The sequence below is a fragment of the Mycetocola sp. Y444 genome, assembly GCF_059445295.1.
Map to the genome: position 1 here is coordinate 1,272,437 of NZ_JCAIUB010000001.1, position 16,456 is coordinate 1,288,892.

The 16,456-nt window shown below is 65.4% G+C and carries 14 protein-coding genes; 8 read left to right on the forward strand and 6 right to left on the reverse strand.

Annotation, left to right across the window (positions count from 1 at the left end; all coding sequences use genetic code 11):
* Positions 1–96 precede the first annotated feature (96 nt).
* The 4 genes from AC1C2M_RS06090 to AC1C2M_RS06105 all read left to right on the forward strand — a co-directional run bounded on the left by AC1C2M_RS06090 (position 97) and on the right by AC1C2M_RS06105 (position 5,379).
* Positions 97–1,413: an ABC transporter substrate-binding protein gene (locus AC1C2M_RS06090; protein WP_495435574.1), complete on the forward strand. Its 1,317-nt coding sequence runs from the start codon at positions 97–99 to the stop codon at positions 1,411–1,413.
* A gap of 140 nt (positions 1,414–1,553) precedes the next feature.
* On the forward strand, positions 1,554–2,408 hold the full coding sequence (locus AC1C2M_RS06095; RefSeq protein WP_495435575.1) for a carbohydrate ABC transporter permease: 855 nt from the start codon (positions 1,554–1,556) through the stop codon (positions 2,406–2,408).
* On the forward strand, positions 2,405–3,235 hold the full coding sequence (locus AC1C2M_RS06100; protein WP_495435576.1) for a carbohydrate ABC transporter permease: 831 nt from the start codon (positions 2,405–2,407) through the stop codon (positions 3,233–3,235). Before AC1C2M_RS06095 ends, AC1C2M_RS06100 begins: the two co-directional genes overlap by 4 nt.
* Positions 3,232–5,379: an alpha-L-rhamnosidase-related protein gene (locus tag AC1C2M_RS06105; protein WP_495435577.1), complete on the forward strand. Its 2,148-nt coding sequence runs from the start codon at positions 3,232–3,234 to the stop codon at positions 5,377–5,379. Before AC1C2M_RS06100 ends, AC1C2M_RS06105 begins: the two co-directional genes overlap by 4 nt.
* Here AC1C2M_RS06105 and AC1C2M_RS06110 read toward each other — a convergent pair.
* From AC1C2M_RS06110 to pdxR, 4 genes are all read right to left on the reverse strand, one after another.
* Positions 5,376–7,082, reverse strand: a complete 1,707-nt coding sequence (locus tag AC1C2M_RS06110) for an ABC1 kinase family protein (RefSeq protein WP_495435578.1) — start codon at positions 7,080–7,082, stop codon at positions 5,376–5,378. The two genes, AC1C2M_RS06105 and AC1C2M_RS06110, sit on opposite strands and share 4 nt — an antisense overlap.
* Before the next feature lie 5 nt (positions 7,083–7,087).
* A complete protein-coding gene (locus AC1C2M_RS06115; RefSeq protein ID WP_495435579.1) occupies positions 7,088–7,633 on the reverse strand; it encodes a PadR family transcriptional regulator in 546 nt (181 codons plus the stop codon).
* A gap of 109 nt (positions 7,634–7,742) precedes the next feature.
* Positions 7,743–9,371, reverse strand: a complete 1,629-nt coding sequence (locus AC1C2M_RS06120) for an FAD-dependent oxidoreductase (RefSeq protein WP_495435580.1) — start codon at positions 9,369–9,371, stop codon at positions 7,743–7,745.
* Between the two features lie 157 nt (positions 9,372–9,528).
* On the reverse strand, positions 9,529–10,977 hold the full coding sequence (gene pdxR / locus AC1C2M_RS06125; RefSeq protein ID WP_495435581.1) for a MocR-like pyridoxine biosynthesis transcription factor PdxR: 1,449 nt from the start codon (positions 10,975–10,977) through the stop codon (positions 9,529–9,531).
* A 77-nt stretch (positions 10,978–11,054) separates the two neighbouring features.
* On the opposite strand from pdxR, the gene AC1C2M_RS06130 reads away from it, so the two are divergent.
* Positions 11,055–11,894, forward strand: a complete 840-nt coding sequence (locus AC1C2M_RS06130) for a DMT family transporter (protein ID WP_495435582.1) — start codon at positions 11,055–11,057, stop codon at positions 11,892–11,894.
* 38 nt (positions 11,895–11,932) lie between these two features.
* On the forward strand, positions 11,933–12,757 hold the full coding sequence (locus tag AC1C2M_RS06135) for an MBL fold metallo-hydrolase (protein WP_495435583.1): 825 nt from the start codon (positions 11,933–11,935) through the stop codon (positions 12,755–12,757).
* Here the strand turns inward: AC1C2M_RS06135 and AC1C2M_RS06140 are convergent.
* On the reverse strand, positions 12,730–14,313 hold the full coding sequence (locus AC1C2M_RS06140) for an SLC13 family permease (RefSeq protein ID WP_483403878.1): 1,584 nt from the start codon (positions 14,311–14,313) through the stop codon (positions 12,730–12,732). The genes AC1C2M_RS06135 and AC1C2M_RS06140 overlap by 28 nt on opposite strands.
* A 179-nt stretch (positions 14,314–14,492) precedes the next feature.
* Here AC1C2M_RS06140 and AC1C2M_RS06145 point away from each other — a divergent pair, with 179 nt between their 5' ends.
* Positions 14,493–15,137 (forward strand): hypothetical protein, encoded by a 645-nt coding sequence (locus tag AC1C2M_RS06145; protein ID WP_495435584.1) that lies wholly within the window; start codon positions 14,493–14,495, stop codon positions 15,135–15,137.
* Between the two features lie 266 nt (positions 15,138–15,403).
* Here AC1C2M_RS06145 and AC1C2M_RS06150 read toward each other — a convergent pair whose 3' ends face one another.
* Positions 15,404–15,631 (reverse strand): RNA-binding S4 domain-containing protein, encoded by a 228-nt coding sequence (locus AC1C2M_RS06150; RefSeq protein ID WP_495435585.1) that lies wholly within the window; start codon positions 15,629–15,631, stop codon positions 15,404–15,406.
* Positions 15,632–15,682: 51 nt separating this feature from the next.
* Here AC1C2M_RS06150 and AC1C2M_RS06155 point away from each other — a divergent pair, with 51 nt between their 5' ends.
* Complete coding sequence (locus tag AC1C2M_RS06155; RefSeq protein ID WP_495435586.1) at positions 15,683–16,417, forward strand: SDR family NAD(P)-dependent oxidoreductase; 735 nt, start codon at positions 15,683–15,685, stop codon at positions 16,415–16,417.
* The last annotated feature ends 39 nt before the right edge of the window (positions 16,418–16,456 follow it).

Consider the following 16,456-nt stretch of genomic DNA (forward strand, 5'->3'; position numbering starts at 1 on the left):
CAGATTTTCGAAACCGCTTGTAGCGTGGGCCTCGCCATAGCGCCGAGAGGATTCGGGGCATACAACAGCGCAGTTGCTTTACATGGAGGTAAAGAAATGGTCACTCGTACTCGGCGACGCTCTTTTGTCGCTCTCGGCGCAGGCGGTCTTGCCGTGTCGCTCGCTCTCGCTGGTTGCTCCGCCGGGGGTTCCGACTCAGGGTCAGCCGGCACCCTCACCTATCTCGTTGACAATCAGGAGGCATCGGTTGCAACCGCTGAGGCCCTGGCCGAGGCGTTCACGAAAGAGAACCCCGACATCAAGATTGATGTTCAGACGCGACCTCAGGGCACAGACGGCGACAACCTCATCAAGACCCGCCTTGCGACCGGAGAGATGAGCGATGTTTTCGCGTACAACTCCGGTTCACTTCTGGATGCGCTGACTCCCGAGTCGACGCTCGTCGACCTCTCCGACGAGGAGTGGGTCGACAAGCTCGATGAAAACTTCATCGACTCGGTCGGCGGCGATGACGGCGTGTACGGCGTGCCGATGGGGCAGTCAATCGGGGGCGCCGTGCTCTACAACAAGGACATCTACGCTGAGCTCGGGCTCAAGATACCCACCACCTGGGATGAGTTCATCTCCAACAGCGAAGCCGTCAAGGCTGCCGGCACGGCTGCCCCGATCGTGCAGACCTACGGCGATACCTGGACGTCGCAACTCTTCATCCTCGGGGACTTCCACAACGTCCTCTCCGAAGATCCCGACTGGGCTGAGAAGTACACCAACAACAAAGCCAAGTACGTCGACCAGCCCGCATTCGCTGGGTTCGAACACCTCCAACAGGCGTTCGAAGCTGACTTGTTCAACGAAGATTTCTCTTCGGCCACGTACGCGGACGGCGTCACCATGGTCGCCACCGGCGCGGGCGCGCACTACCCGATCCTCACGTTTGCAGCGGGACAGCTCATGAGCACAAATCCGGAGGCCAGCGACGTCGTCGGAGCGTTCGCAATGCCCGGTCCGGACGCGGACACCAACGGTCTCACCGTCTGGATGCCAGGCGGCGTCTATATTCCCCAGTCAACCGAAGGCGAAAAACTCGAGGCAGCCAAGAAGTTTGTCGAGTTCCTGGTCACACCGGAGAGTTGCGACATTCAGTCGGAGACGACTGCCCCGCAGGGTCCGTTCGTCGTCGAAGGTTGCGAACTTCCCGATGACGTACCGGCGATGGTCTCCGACCTCCAGCCGTACTTCGATGAGGAAAAGACCAACCTCGCGCTCGAGTTCCTCTCCCCCATCAAGGGCCCGGCACTCGAACAGATCACGGTGGCGGTCGGCTCAGGCATCACGCCCGCTGCTGACGGCGCAGAACAGTACGACGAAGACGTGAAGAAGCAGGCCGAGCAACTCGGCCTGGATGGCTGGTAAGCCGCCTCATCGATCCGCGGGGGCCGGTCGGCAGTCCGACCCCCGCGGCACATTTGGGAGATACGACAATGACCACAGCCACGGCATCAGCTTCGACATCGCGCGGCGATATCGCCCCGAAGCCAACCACGCGTCGGCGCATGAAAAGTTCATATCCGACCTGGTTCTTTATTCCGGCGGGCGTCTTCTACGTCGTCCTGTTCCTCGTCCCCACCCTTTCATCCTTCTACTTCTCGCTCACACGCTGGACGCTCTTCGATGTCGAGTTCACCGGCATCGATAACTTCGTGAGGTTCTTCCAGGAACCCCAATTGGTGCAAGGCTTCGTCAACACGTTCATCTACGCCTTCCTCACCTCGGGCGCGAAGGTCGTGCTTGGCCTCCTGCTCGGCGTTTTCCTCAGTTCGCAGATCGTCGGACGAGGCTTCCTGCGAGCGACGATCTTCTTCCCCGTCCTGGTCAGCACCGTCGGCGTCGGCATCCTGTTCAAAGTGCTCATGGACCCATTCGGCGGGCCCATCAACGAGACCCTCGCCGTGATCGGCATCGAGGGGCCTGCATGGCTGACCGACCCGTCACTCGCCCTGCTCTCAGTGGCGCTCGTCGACATCTGGAAAGGTGTCGGACTGGCAACCCTGATTTACATCGCCGGGATGGTTGCCATTCCGCAGGAGTACTTCGAGGCAGCAAAGGTCGATGGTGCCGGCGCATGGAACAACTTCAGGCACATCACTCTCCCGCTCCTCCGTCCCGCGACCGTGACCGTTGTGCTGCTCTCCCTCATCGGAGGGCTGCGCTCCTTCGATCTGATCTGGGCGATGACCGGAGGTGGCCCGGGATTCACCAGCGACGTCCTCGCCTCCGTCATCTACAAGCAGTACCAGGCCGGATTCTTCGGCCTCTCCACCGCGGGCAACGTCGTTCTGTTCCTCGTCGTTGCCGCGATCATCTTTCCACTCTCATGGTGGCTGAACCGAAAGGACGATGAGCAATGAGAAGTGTCGCCTGGAGGTGGGGCGCCGGCACCCTGGCCATCGTTCTCGCCCTCTTCGTCTTCATCGTTCCGTTCGTGTTTATCGTCTTCACGGCCGGAAAAACTCAAGCGGAGGCAGCAGCCCTCGAGTTCTCCTGGCCGACCGAATGGGCGCTGTTCGACAACATCGTCACGGTCATCCAGAACCGCGATTTCCTGCTGGTGCGGGCATTCATCAACAGCACGATCCTGACGGTCGCGGCCGTGTCCATCATGGTGGTGCTCGCCGCCATGGTGGGCTACGTCCTGCAGCGTCGGAGGTCACGGTGGAACCCGCTGGTGAACGGTCTCGTCCTCGCTGGCCTCATCATCCCACCGGCGGTCGTCCCCACCATTTGGGTCCTCCAGGGCCTCGAACTCTTCAAGACCTTGCCCGGCCTGATCGCGGTACACGTCGCATTCGGGCTGTCCTTCTGCATCCTGCTGTTCCGGGCGTTCGTCGCGTCGATCCCTCGCGAACTCGACGAGGCGGCGATCATCGATGGTGCCGGTCCGATCAAGCTCTTCTTCCGGGTTATTTTTCCGCTGCTGAGGTCAGTGATCGTCACGGTCATCGTTGTACAGGCCGTGTTCGTCTTCAGCGACTTCACCTACGCGCTCTACTTCCTGCCTGGAGATGAAAACGCCACGGTGCAGCTGACGACCTTCAACTACATTTCCCAGTCGGTGAGTTCGTACAACCTCCTGTTCGCGGATGTTCTCCTCATCACGATTCCGCCATTGATTATGTACATCTTCTTCCAACGCGAGATCGTCGCCGGCATGACGTCGGGCGCCGTGAAGGGGTGACCGAAGGCCAACCGCCGGCCACCGCGGCTGAGCTGCGTGCCTGGGTGCATGAGCGGTCTCCGCAGCCGTTCGATGACGATGCCGTCACCCCGCCCGCGGGCGCATCAGCGTGGGTCTACGGACCGGGCCAGTTCGAGCGTGCCCTGCTGGCTCGCCTGGTCGACGACGGCTTCGCCGCCAACCGCAACGTGCACTACCCCCGCAATTACGGTCGCGTCTGCCCGACAGCGTCATTCGCAGCGATAGCGACGGATGCCGCGGATGTCACGGTGCGCTTTTCCGGGACGCTCACCGCGGTCACCGTAGGAGGAACACCTGTTGTGCTCGACCGATCCGGTCGGTCGAACGCGGTGACGTTCCCCGCTCCGGCGGGCACCGGCATCCGCCTCGACCTGACAGCAGCGGAGGGCGAGGTTCCTGCAGTAGCGGTGAACCGGCTCGCGCCCATCCGTGAGTGGAAAGCCCGCACCGCCGGTGAACCGTGGGAGCACGTAAACCCCCGGGAGAGCGGCGATGTTGCTCCACACCTGGCGCCAACCGGCACGGTCGAACTCGTCGCGCGCAGCATCGGGAACTCACTCTTCGATGTCGGCGCGCCCGTGCTCGGCCGGCCCGTCTTTCCGCCGGGGCCTCCCCCACGGATCTGCAGCGGCGAGAGCATCGAAGAAGCACTCAGCGACCCTGACACCCACGAAACCAGGCACGACCTCATCGCCCTCGATGATGGCGGCTGGACCACACAGCACCTGTTGGGCTTCAGATACCTATTCGTCAGATCGAGCACCGCACTCGAAGTCGTCGCCGTGCGCGCCTCCGTGGCCGCGATCGACCGCCCAGGAGCATTCGCCTGTTCCGATGATGAGCTCACCCGCATCTGGGCCTCCGCCCAGTACACGTTGCGGCTGTGCATGCAGGGGCTGATGATCGACGGGATCAAACGAGACCGGATGCCGTGGGCCGGCGACCAGGCGCTGAGCACCTTGGCCAACGCATTCGCGCTCGGCGCCGCGGGGGTCGTCGCCGATGGGCTCGTCGCGCTGGGCCAGCCGAGCCACGGGTATGTGAACGGAATCGCGGACTACTCGCTCTGGTGGGTGGTCACTGCCGAGCTGAGGCTTCGCTATTTCGGCGATCTCCGGTTTGCGGAGACCGAGTCGCGGAGACTCGACCGGTTCGTGGCCGATCTTGCCCGATTTGCGGGAGACGATGGAGTCTTCCGGCCGGCAGAACAGGCCGGAGGTTTCACCGACTCGGGGCCGGGTTCGGTGTTCATCGACTGGGGTCTCGACATCGAAAGCGGTCGGGACCCGGTCGCGCTTCAGATGCTCTGGTACTGGGCTCTTCGAAGTGCCCACCGGGTGCTCAGCGCGGTTCAACACCCGAACGCCCAGCGCTGGGGCGACCTGTCCCTCACACTCGCCGAGACCCTGCATCGACGCGGGTGGCTTGCCTCCGAGGGGCGCTGGGCGGACTACCTCGATGCCCGAGACTCGCAGCGGCCAGCCACGTACGCCAACTTTCTCGCCGTGCTCTCCGGCATCCATCACGGGGATGATATCCCGACCGGTGTCACCGAAGCGATTCAGGCGGGAACCGCCGGAACCCCCTTCATGACGGCGTTCCGTCTCCGGGCGATGATCGCAGCGGGACAAACACAGGCAGCGCTCGACCAGCTGCGGGAGATCTGGGGTGCGATGCTCGAGCGGGGTCCTGGCACGTTGTGGGAGGAAGCCACTCTCGATGACGACCCACTCGCGATGTACGGGCGACCGTTCGGCCGCAGCCTCAGCCACGCGTGGGCGTCGGGTCCGGCGGCAATCCTCCCAGAGGCCGTCCTCGGGGTCCGGCCGCTGGACGACGGATGGGCACGGTTCGAGGTTCGTCCTGAGCTCGGCGACCTCGACTGGGCCGCTGTCGTCGTTCCGGCTCCCGCCGGTGACATCGTTGCCGTTGCCACGCGGGAGCACACGACAGTGGAGATCCCCGAGGGCACAGCGCTGGTGCGCGATGGCGACGCGGTCTACGGACCTGCCACCGTCGAGTTTGCGTCCGAGCTGCCCCACAGCGTGTCGGCGACGGCGAGTACCGCGCCGAGCAGCCCCGGCAGTCCGGGTTCCCGTTCGGCGGGAATGCCGCGTCGCTAGCGGCGGGACGCAAAGAGCGCGTGGAGCAACGGAACTGCCGACACGGCCATCAGTACCGTGCCGAATACGGCATCCGCGTCCCGGACCACGGCCCCAGCGATGAGGAACCCGGCGAACAGCACCGCTGAGACGACGCGTCGCGCCGTGTGCTCAAGCCGGATCACCCGGCGCTCCAGGGCGGGGCTCTGCACCGAGACGGTGCCATCGTCGAAACGGGCGATGAGGTTATCAATGCGCCGGGGCAGCCGCAGGGCGATGCCCGCGATCTCGAGAGCCTGCTGGGCAGCATCCTTCACCGCGTTCCCACCCTCATCGCGCAGCAGTTGCGTGGCGTAGGGCTCGATGGAATCCCACAGGTTGAACTTGGGGTCGAGCGCACTGCACACACCGGATGTCAGTGACATGGCTCGGATCACGAGCAGGAAATTCTCGGGCAGCTGGAAGGGCAACGAGCGCACGACGTCCCCGAACTCGACGGCGAAATCACGGAACTCGCGCGGGTCGACGTCACGCAGCTCAGCGAAGCCCATCCCGCCGAACCGGGCGAACAATTGCACCATCGCCCGTTCGAGCTCGGTTGTTTCAGCGGTCGGCAGCAGCACACCGACGGAGCCCATCGCGTCGACGAGTCCCTTCCCATCGCGAGATGCCGCAGCGAACAGCAGTTTCCGCAGGCCGGCCCGGGTACTGCTCGACACCTCCCCCATCATTCCGAAGTCGATGAAGGTCAGCTTCCACGACCGTTGACCGGGTGGGGCATCGATCGGAGTGACGAATATGTTGCCCGGGTGCGGGTCGGCGTGGAAGAAGCCGTGGGTGAACAGCTGGTCGAACATGACGGTGGCGAAGACGGATGCCACGTCGCTCGGTTCGATTCCGGCCGCACGGAGGGCATCCGTGTCGTTGATTTTGATCGCCGTCACGTCTTCGAGCGTGAGCACCCGTCGGGTGGTCCGCTCCCACACGACGGCGGGGACGGCCACCCGGTCGTCGCCGGCGAAGTCAGCCGCAAACCGCTCGGCGTTCATTGCTTCGTGAAGGTAGTCGATCTCCTCGAGGCTCGTGACCGCAAATTCCTCGACCAACGCGGGCGCGTCAACGCGGTCAGAAACGAGGCGCACGTGGCTGAGCCATCCGCCCACCTTGCGCAGCGCGGCCAGGTCAACGTCGACGATCTCATCGATGCCGGGGCGCTGCACCTTGATCACGGCGCCGGTCAGCCCCGTGTCGGCGGTGTCGAGCGCACCGAGGGTGGCGCGGTGGGCCTGACCGAGGGATGCCGCTGCAACCGGCGTCTCGTCGATCCACTGGAACGCTCGCTCGAGCCGCACGCCGAGCTCCGATTCTGCGAGGGTCCGGATGGCGGGAAACGGCACAGGGGGTACTTCGTCCTGCAGCCCCTCGAGTTCCGAGGTGATTTCCGGCGGCAGGACGTCGAGCCGGGAGGACATGAACTGGCCGACCTTGATCATCAGCCCGCCGAGGTCGACCGCGAGCACGTGGAAGCGCCGTGCGAAGCGTTGCATCCGCCGTGTTCGCGTTCTGTCGGCGACCCTCCGCAATCCGATGCGCGGCAGCACAAGTTCGTACCACCACGTCACCGCGAGATTCCACCCGGCGAACCGCAGGATGCGGCGATACCGAGCACGCGTATTTCCAGCTCCGGACGGCGAAGAGCCTCGGTCCCGGCGAACCGGCGGCACCGCCGTTAGTCCTGCGCGAGGATCGCGTAGAGCCGGCGACGCGCCTCGTCGAGGACCGTGACCGCTTGCCGAATCTGCTCCGGCGAACCGGTGCGACCCACCTGGGTGGCCGCCTGCGCAAGTTCAACGCCCGCCTTCGGCAGCGCGGTGAAGCCGGACTTGTCGTTTGCGCCCGTGGTCTCCCACGGAGCTGTGCTGCCGGAGTCGACAGTCACCGCACGCCCGGCCTCGGTCAGCGAATAGGTCTTGCGGCCATTCGATTCCTCGGACTCGATCAGCCCTTCGTCAGCGAGCAGCTGCAGCGTCGGGTACACCGATCCGGCGCTCGGCTTCCAGCTTCCGTTGCTGCGCTCTTCGATCTCGCGGATGATCTGGTAGCCGTGCATCGGCTTCTCTGCAAGCAGCGCGAGCACAGCGGCCCGGACGTCACCACGGCCCATGCGGCCGCTTGGACGTTTGTCGAATGTTGATCGCAGCTGCTCCATGATCTGCCACATGCTGTCCGTGGGGATGCCTGCGCCGAATCCTCCTGCGGGGAATGAGTTGCCCATGATGAACCTCCTGTGAACTCCGAGCGATGGTCAACGATATATCGTTCGCTGAGCGAGCGATAGGGTCTCCAACCGGGGATATGTCGGTTTTTTCACCGAGTACTCGGTATCACGCGAGCACCCGATGAACCGATGCGATCGCACTCGACCCCTCACCGACAGCGGCGGCGACGCGCTTCATCGACCCGCGGCGGACGTCGCCGGCCGCGAACACGCGCGGGGTTGAGGTCTCGAACGGCAGGGGTTCCCGTCCCAGGTCTTGCCAGCGTTGCAGCGTCTGCTGCGAGATATCGGTTCCGGTCCGGATGAACCCGGCCTCATCACAATCGAGGCCGCCGATCCAGCCGGTCGCCGGGTCAGCACCGATGAAACAGAACAGCCCGCGCGCCTCAACCGTTCCGGCCGTATCGATGTGCACCGTCTCGAGGGTGTGCTCGCCATCGAGCCCGACGATGTTCGACGAGGGGTGAAGGTGAATTCGGGGGTCGTCCACGATCCGGTCAACCAGGTACGACGACATCCGTGCGCCGAGGTCACCGCCGCGCACCACCAGGTGGACCTCACAGCCGTTGCTCGCGAGATACAGCGCTGCCTGACCGGCCGAGTTGCCACCGCCGGCGACGACGACCGGGGCCCCGTGCACCTGCCTCAGCTCCAGGGCGGTCGCGGCATAGTAAATGCTTGTCCGTTCGAAAAAATCCCACCGATCGAGATGGAGTCGTTTGTAGGCGGCACCGGATGTCACGACGGCCGAGCGTGCGCGGATCACCTTCCCGTCGGCCAGCACGACCTCAAGGCCGTCGTCGGTGGAACGCAAACCGGATGCAGCACACGGTGCGCAGACCCGCACGCCGAACTTGATCGCCTGGAGCGTCGCCTGTCCGATCAGCGACGCCCCGCTGACTCCGAAGGGGAAGCCGAGGAAGTTCTCGATTCTCGAGGTTGCGCCGGCCTGGCCGCCCGGCGCAACGGCTTCGAGGAGAAGTGTGCTGAGCCCCTCGGATGCGCCGTAGATGGCCGCGGCCAGTCCCGCGGGACCGCCGCCGACGACGACGAGGTCGACAGCGCTCTCACTCGTGGGCTCGTAGCTGAGCCCGAGTTGCTCAGCGACGATGGCGGGAGTCGCCCGAACGAACGCTTCGCCCTGAATAAAAGCCACCGGCAGGTCCTCCGGCTCCCACTGAAAGCCGGGGTGCGAGACGGTCGCATCCGGTTCGAGTGCCAGTGCTGTGTGAATGAGGTCCAGGCGCTCCGCAAACCGCTGGAGCGCGAGAAATTCGCGCGAGTCGCCCACCCCTACGAATTTCAGGGTCAGCGCCGCCGAGCCCTTCCGAAGCGACTCCCGGCGAGCCCACAGCGTGTGCAGGATGAGGTCACCCAGTTCGTCGTCCTCGGAGAGCGCTTGCCGGAGCGCGGCGGCTTCCAGGCGCCAGATCCGGCTGGGCGCTTTCGCCCGCACGGACAGGAACGCGCGCTGACCGTTGAGGAGACCGAGTTCACCGGCAAAGTGACCTGGCCCGATGAGTGCAAGTACCTCTTCATCGAGCCACCGCAGAGAATCGCGAACGAGTTCGAGTTCGCCGGACTCGACGAGGATCATCGGATAGTTCTCCCGGCCCGTGGCGATGATCTGCTCGCCCGCTGCGACGTCGAAACGCGTCGCGTGCTGCGTCAGTCGCGCCCACTGTGCGTCGCTCAGCATCGGGATGGTTGCGGGATCTGCGTAGTAGTCGACCATGGCAGCGCCTCAGCTTTCGGTAAACGCGGCGGCCGTAGTGAGCCGCCCCAGTCAGCGAAACAAACAAATCTGAGTCTGCTCGCCGACCGCCATGCTGTCTATGGCGAGTTCCGAGTCCTCGGCTTTCGAGGGGGTATCCCTCCTTCGACGAAGGGGCTCATCCGCCCTGTCGCACGCGAGAAACGGCATCCGCGAGGAGACGGATCCCGCGCGTGATCTGTTCCTCGGTGACGTTGCCGAATCCGAGCACCAGCGCGGGCGGGCGCGGGACCGGATCCGTGGCTCCGTCCGGGAACCGATAGTGGCTGAGCGTATTCACGCGAACCCCTCGAGTCGCTGCGGTCGCCGCCACTGCGTGCTCGGACACCCCGCCCGGGAGATGGAGCAGGGCATGGCAGCCGGCTTCCAGGCCGAACAATCGGTCCGCTCCGAAGCTACGCTCCACCTCGACAGCCAGGACATCCCGGCGTGACCGATAGAGCTCCCTGACGCGTCGCAGATGACGGTCAAAGCGACCGGTTTCCATGAGCAGCGCTAACGCTTCCTGATCCAGCCCGGGGGCACCGCGGCTGCTGAGCCTTTTCTCGCGGATGATTGCGGCCAGGAATTGCGGTGGCGCGAGCACCCAGCCCAGCCGGATCGTCGGGGCGAGGGTCTTGCTGACCGACCCAAGAGCGATCACGCGGGCAGCGTTCAGGCCCTGCATCGAGCCGACCGGTTGACGGTCGTAGCGGAACTCGGCGTCGTAGTCATCCTCGAGAATCACGCCGTCGATGCCCTCCGCCCAGGCGATCAGTTCGCGCCGCCGTGACGGGCTCAGCGCCACGCCCGTTGGGCACTGGTGGGCCGGTGTCAGCAACACGGCGCGAGCGCCGGTGTCACGCAGGCGGCTGACAATAACGCCCTGGTCGTCGACGGGCACCGGCACGGCTTCGAGTCCCGCGCGGCGGGCGATCAGCGCGTGCTCGCGCGGACCGGGATCCTCAAGCGCAATCCGCTGCACTCCGTGCTGGGCGAGGGCCGCGAGGGCAAACGCCAGTCCCTGCCGAAAGCCCGACACAATCACCGCGTCGTCGGCCGCGGCGCACCCGGCGCGAACCCGGCGATGATACGCGGTGACGACTTCTCGCAGGTGCGCTGAACCCGCCTGGTCTTCGTCGCCGAGTTCCCGTGTCGGAAGAGTGCGTGTCGCCTCCGATACGGCCCAGCTCCAGTCGGACAGCGGTACCGTGCCGAGATCGGGGATGCCGTACTCGAAATCGATGGCGACCGGCCTGGGTGGCGCGGTACCCGCCGACACCGTTGCCGCAGCCGGTCGCGAGGCCGGGCCCGGCAACGGGAGTGCCGCCACCCGCGTTCCTGACCCGACCGTTGACTCGACGTACCCTTCAGCCAGGAGCTGCTCGTACGCATCGACCACGGTGCCGCGTGACACGTCGAGCAACTCCGCCAGCCGTCGCGTTGACGGCAGGCGTTCACCCGCCCCGAGTCGGCCTTCGCGGATCGCCGCCCGCAGCTGGCTCTGGATCTGAGACCCGAGCGATCCCGCGTTGGATTCCAGCTCCACCAGCACGTCGGGGCCGCCTCGGCCCCACTTCACCGTCATCTCCCCAGTAAATGGCCTAATTTTCCGGGTGGCAAGCGGACCTTCAGATGGAGCCATATCGGCGACAGACTCGACAAATGAACCTCGGCATCCTGCTGGCACTCGGGTCAGCTCTCGCGTACGGCGCGTCCGACTTTGTCGGCGGCCTCGGCTCGCGCCGCCACACGTCGTGGCAGGTTGTCCTGGTGGGCCAGAGCGCCGGAGCTCTCGTTATGCTGCTGGCCGGGCTGGTCGCCCCCGGTAGCCCCGTGGTGCCGGACTTCATGTGGGCGGCGCTTGCCGGGGTTGGCTCGGCAACCGGCAGTCTCTTCCTGTTTCGCGGGTTCACCCGCGGAACGATGGGGCTCGTTGCCCCCATCTCCGCCGTTGGTGCCGCGATTCTGCCCCTGATGGCCGGCGTCGTTTTCGGTGAGCGGCCGGGCTGGCTGGCCTGGGGCGGCATCCTTGCCGCACTGCCGGGGATCTGGCTCGTGTCCCGGAGCTCGGTCGCAGACCGGGCGACACACCGGCGTGCAGCGCTCATCGACGGCGCGATCGCCGGCATCGGTTTCGGCGTCCTCTTCATCGCCCTCGCACAGATCTCCGACAACGCCGGCCTGCTCCCCCTCGCCGCCAATCAACTGGTCGGAGCAATTCTGACGGTCATGGCCGCCGCCAGCCTGGGGCAGATCTGGCGTCCGTCAACAGGCGTCCTCGGCTGGGGCAGCCCTTCCGGAGTGCTCGGCGCCGCGGGAACCCTCGCCTTCATGCTTGCCACCGGAGCGACCAGCCTCGGCATCGCCGGCGTCCTCGTCTCGCTCTACCCCGCCGTCACGGTGCTGCTCGCCGCTGCGCTTCTCCGAGAGCGGGTCACCATCGGCCAACGCGCCGGAATCACCCTGTGCACGCTCGCGGTCGCGACCATGGCGCTCGGCTAAACCACCACAAGGAACAGACGATCCAGGAAAGGCTCCTCATGCTGAAAACCATTGCCGACGGCATCCTCATTCACGAAAGCGAGTTCATCCAGAGCAACTCTGTCGTTGTCGAGGGCAGGGATGGTGTGCTGCTCATCGACCCGGGCATCACCGCTGCTGAGATGGCGGCCATCGCCGACGATCTCCGCGAGCGTGGCACGCCCGTTGTGGCCGGGTTCTCGACGCACCCCGACTGGGACCACGTGCTGTGGCACGAACGGTTCGGCCACGTGCCCCGCTACGGAACAGCCCGCGGTGCGGCGTATCTCGCGGAGCTGCTGGTGCAACCCGACTGGCAAGCCCAGGTCGCCGAAGGACTCCCGCCGGAGTACGCCGACCAGATCCCGATGGACCTACTCGGCCAGATCACTGGATTGCCCGACAACGCTTCGCGGGTCCCGTGGGAGGGTCCCCGCATCCGGGTGATCGAGCACCGTGCCCACGCCGCGGGTCACGCCGCACTGGTCATCGAGGAGTCCGGCGTTCTCGTGGCCGGTGACATGCTCTCCGACATTCTCATGCCGTTTCTCGACCTCGCTGCCGCGGATCCGATCGGAGACTACCTCGAGGCGCTGCGGTTGTTCGAGGGCATAGCGGATGCCGTGAGTGCCGTTGTTCCCGGTCACGGATCTGTCGGCGGCAATGCGGAGATGCGGACACGCACGGAGCAGGATCGCGCGTATGTGCGGGCGTTGCGAGACGGGAAAGAGCCCGACGATGTGAGGATCGGCCCGTCCGCACCATTGGACTGGTTACCTGACGTGCACCGGTGGCAGCGTCAGCGGTTCGCGGAGATTCAGAACGGCCACACGAGCGGGACGTAGAGCACCGCCACAGCGAGGAAGATCAGCGTGAGCGGGAGTCCGATCCGCCAGTAATCTCCGAAGCGATACCCGGCGGGCTGCATGACCATCATGTTGACCGGTGTCGAGATCGGGGTCAGGAACGCTGCGGCACCGCTGACGGTGAGCGCCATCATGAAGGGAAGGATGCTGACCCCGAGCACACTCGCAACGGAGACGGCAACCGGCGCAATCACGAGGACAGTTGCAACGTTCGACATGAACATCCCGAGGACGACGGTCACAACGCAGATGGCGAGCAGGGCGAGGTGCGGCGAGGCTTGCCCGACGACGTTGAGCAGGGCATCTGCGACCAGGTCGGCCGCGCCCGTCGCGATGAACGCAGAGGACAGCGGGATCATGCAGGCGATGAGAACGACGGGTTCCCAGGCGACCGAGCGGAACGCCTGCGTCGGGGTCAGCACCCGGCTGAGGATGAGTGCGCCGACCGCAAGCACCCCGGCAACCACCGCGGGAACAACCCCGGTCGCAAGGAGAAGAATCATCCCGGCGAGCACGACCAACGCGCGGCGTGCGCCGCGGCCGAGCGGAACCCCCCGCTGCAGTGACCGGGGCGAGGTCACAGCGATGACATCCGGGGAGCTGACGTATCGGTGCAGGGCCTCCCATGGCCCCTGAACGAGCACGGAATCACCGGCTCGGAGCGTGAGTGCTTCTCCGTTTGCCTCGAGTCCGGTTCCTTCACCGGGCCTGTTGAGCGCGAGGATGACCAGATCTTCATCGCGGGTCCGCATGCCCGCGCGTACCGAGCGACCGATCAGCGACGATCGCGGAGCGATGAGAACCTCGAGGACGCCCTCGCGCGGGCCGAAGTGGCGTCGCGCAGTGACGTCGACATCGTAGGTTGCCCGCCACGCTTCAGCGTGCTCCTCGGGGTCGCTCGATTCCTCGGCGAGCCTCTCCGCCTCGCGATGCGGAAGCAGTAGGCCGCCAAGGCCGGCGGTGACAGCGAGCGTCAGCACGACGAGCGGGATACCGACCAGCGCGAATTCGAAGTAGCCGAACTCACGACCCCCTGAGCGAGCGGCGAGGTCGGAGACGATGATGTTCACGGGGGTTCCGGTGAGCGTGAGCAACGATCCAGCGCTGGCAGCGAAGGCAAGCGGCATCAGCATCCGTGAGGGAACAATTCCCGCGCGCACCGAGACGACGACGGCGATCGGAAGCAGGGCAGCAACGGCACCGTTGATGCTGATGAGAGCCGCAAGCGCTGCCGCCATCGCGCCGATGAGAATGGTGAGTCGCGAGCGGCGTTGTCCGGCTCGGCCGATGATCTGCTTGCTGATCCACGCGGTAACGCCGGTGGCCACCAAAGCTTCACCGACGATGAAGAGAGTCGCGATAAAGATGACCAGCTCGTTGCCGAAACCGGCCAGGGAGTCTTCCAGTGTCAGCAGACCCGTGGCCCAGAGGGCCAGGGGAACAGCCGCGGCCACGAGCACCGGTGGCAGGCGGTTCGTAACAAATGCGATCACCACAGCTATGAGGATGACGAAGATTACGGTCACCTGATCCATCGACGGCGCCTCATTTCCTGCATTTGTTTCAAGCGCCCGATGTCGCGCTCGAACGCGCAGCCCTCATTGTCTCATTCGGTTCTGAAAGGGGCTCCCGGCGAGTGCTGATAGCCCGCTCACTGTGGCGCGTTCGAAGAAAAGCTTGACTGTGTTCCGAGGACACGGTTTCTACTGGGCACATGTTGGTGTCGAAACACACGGTGAAGCCGGGGAACGGCCAGGGCCTCCCCCGCTATCACTGGTGGCAGCTGTTCTCGCGTTCCCTCTTCCACCTGCACCTCACGGGTGCGGGCGGCACGCCAGAGACGTGGTCCGTTGACGTCCGGCAAGCCGGCGATGAGGACGGCAACGTGTACGCGGAGCTCTACCGCGATGGCATCCACCACGCGCGTTCTGAGCTCCCCGCGGCTTTCTCGGTACCGGGTGGCACCATCGAGGTTGAGCTCAGCATCTTCGGGCTGAAGCGCAGCCACTATGTGACCGCTGACGGGTGGGAGCAGCAGCTTGTTCCCGATCCGGCTTCCGCCGAAGGACTGCGCGCCCACCTGGACCGGACCTACCCGGCGCTGAGCCGCGCTATCGGCATGGCATCGGCGCTGATCCTCGTTGTCGCACTCGTGCTGGGAGCTCCGCAGATCATCGAGTTGATCACACAGGCTCCACCCGTCGCGGAGCGCCTCGGCACGTTCTCCAGCCCCGTCCAGCTGCCGGGGTGGGTGAACGTTTCGCTCACGGTGGCAACGGTTGCGGCGAGCACCGAGCGCGCACTCCGACTGCGCTACAACCGCATCCTCGACGGCGGCTTCTTCGACGGCGACGACTAGACGACCGCCGACCCAGCCCTGATCACCCTACCCACGCCGACGACCCATCCAGGAGGAACGACATGTACGAGCCACGACCCGCCGACATCGCCCTGCCGCCAACGGCATCCATTGGTCTGAATCATCTCTTCCCGGTTGACGTTCAGGCCGCGATACCCGCGACCGAAGCGTCGACAAGCCGGAGCGAGCCGCATGACCCGCATCTGGCGACAGTCCCGATTACTACTGCCCCGCTTCCGTCATAGGCTCCGTCCGCGCCGCTGCCCTCACGGGCAGACGCGAACGCTGCGTCCGTCGAAACTGACAATGTCGCCCAGCTGCAGCTGCCTGCCACGTCGGCGATCAACTTCGCCGTTCACCGTCACAAGGCCGTCGATGATGGCCTCTTTCACGTCTCCACCGGAGTCGAAAAGTCCGGCAAATTTCAGGAACTGCCCGAGACGAATGCTCTCTCCGCCGATCGAGACGTCGTCGATCGGAAGCGGATGTGTCATATCCGAATGCTAGCTGACCGGGTGTCGGCCTGCCGGGGTGAGAATGGGCTCATGGCACGCATTCTCACCACCGGTTCCACCGATGGACTCGGCCGCGCAACGACCGAAGCGCTCCTCGACGCAGGCCACCAGGTCATCGTGCACGCCCGCAACACAGAGCGGGCCGCCGCAGTCTCTCCGCTGACCGCCCGGGGCGCAGACCTGATCATTGCCGATCTGTCCGACCGGCACGCCGTGCTCGATGCCGCCGACGAACTTAACGCGGGGCCACCGATCGACGCGGTGATCCAAAACGCCGGTGTGATCTCGGGGGCTGCGGTACTGCCCGTGAATGTGGTGGCTCCTTACCTCCTTACCGCCCTGCTGCGCACGCCCACCCGTCACGTCTATCTCAGCAGCGGAATGCACCGAAGCGGGAGGACGAAACTCGATGGACTCGACTGGGATGGACGCCGTTCGACCGCCAGTTACTCCGACAGCAAACTGTTCGTGGCAGCACTCTCCGCGGCGATCGCCGACCGCTGGGCCCCCAACATCCTCGCGAACGCCGTCGACCCGGGGTGGGTGCCGACGAAGATGGGCGGTGCCGGCGCGCCCGACGATTTCGACCTCGGGCACCAGACCCAGGAGCGCCTGGCCACCGACCCGCAACTTCAGATCAGCGGTGGCTACTGGTACCACGGAGCGCAGCAGCAGCCGGCGCGATCCGTGAGCGATCCGAAATTCCATGAGCAGCTCCTCTCCGCCCTGGCCGACGCCACCGGCGTCACCTTGCCCGTCAGATAGAGCCGGCGTCCCGATCAGCCCCGACCCGCAAAAAACAGA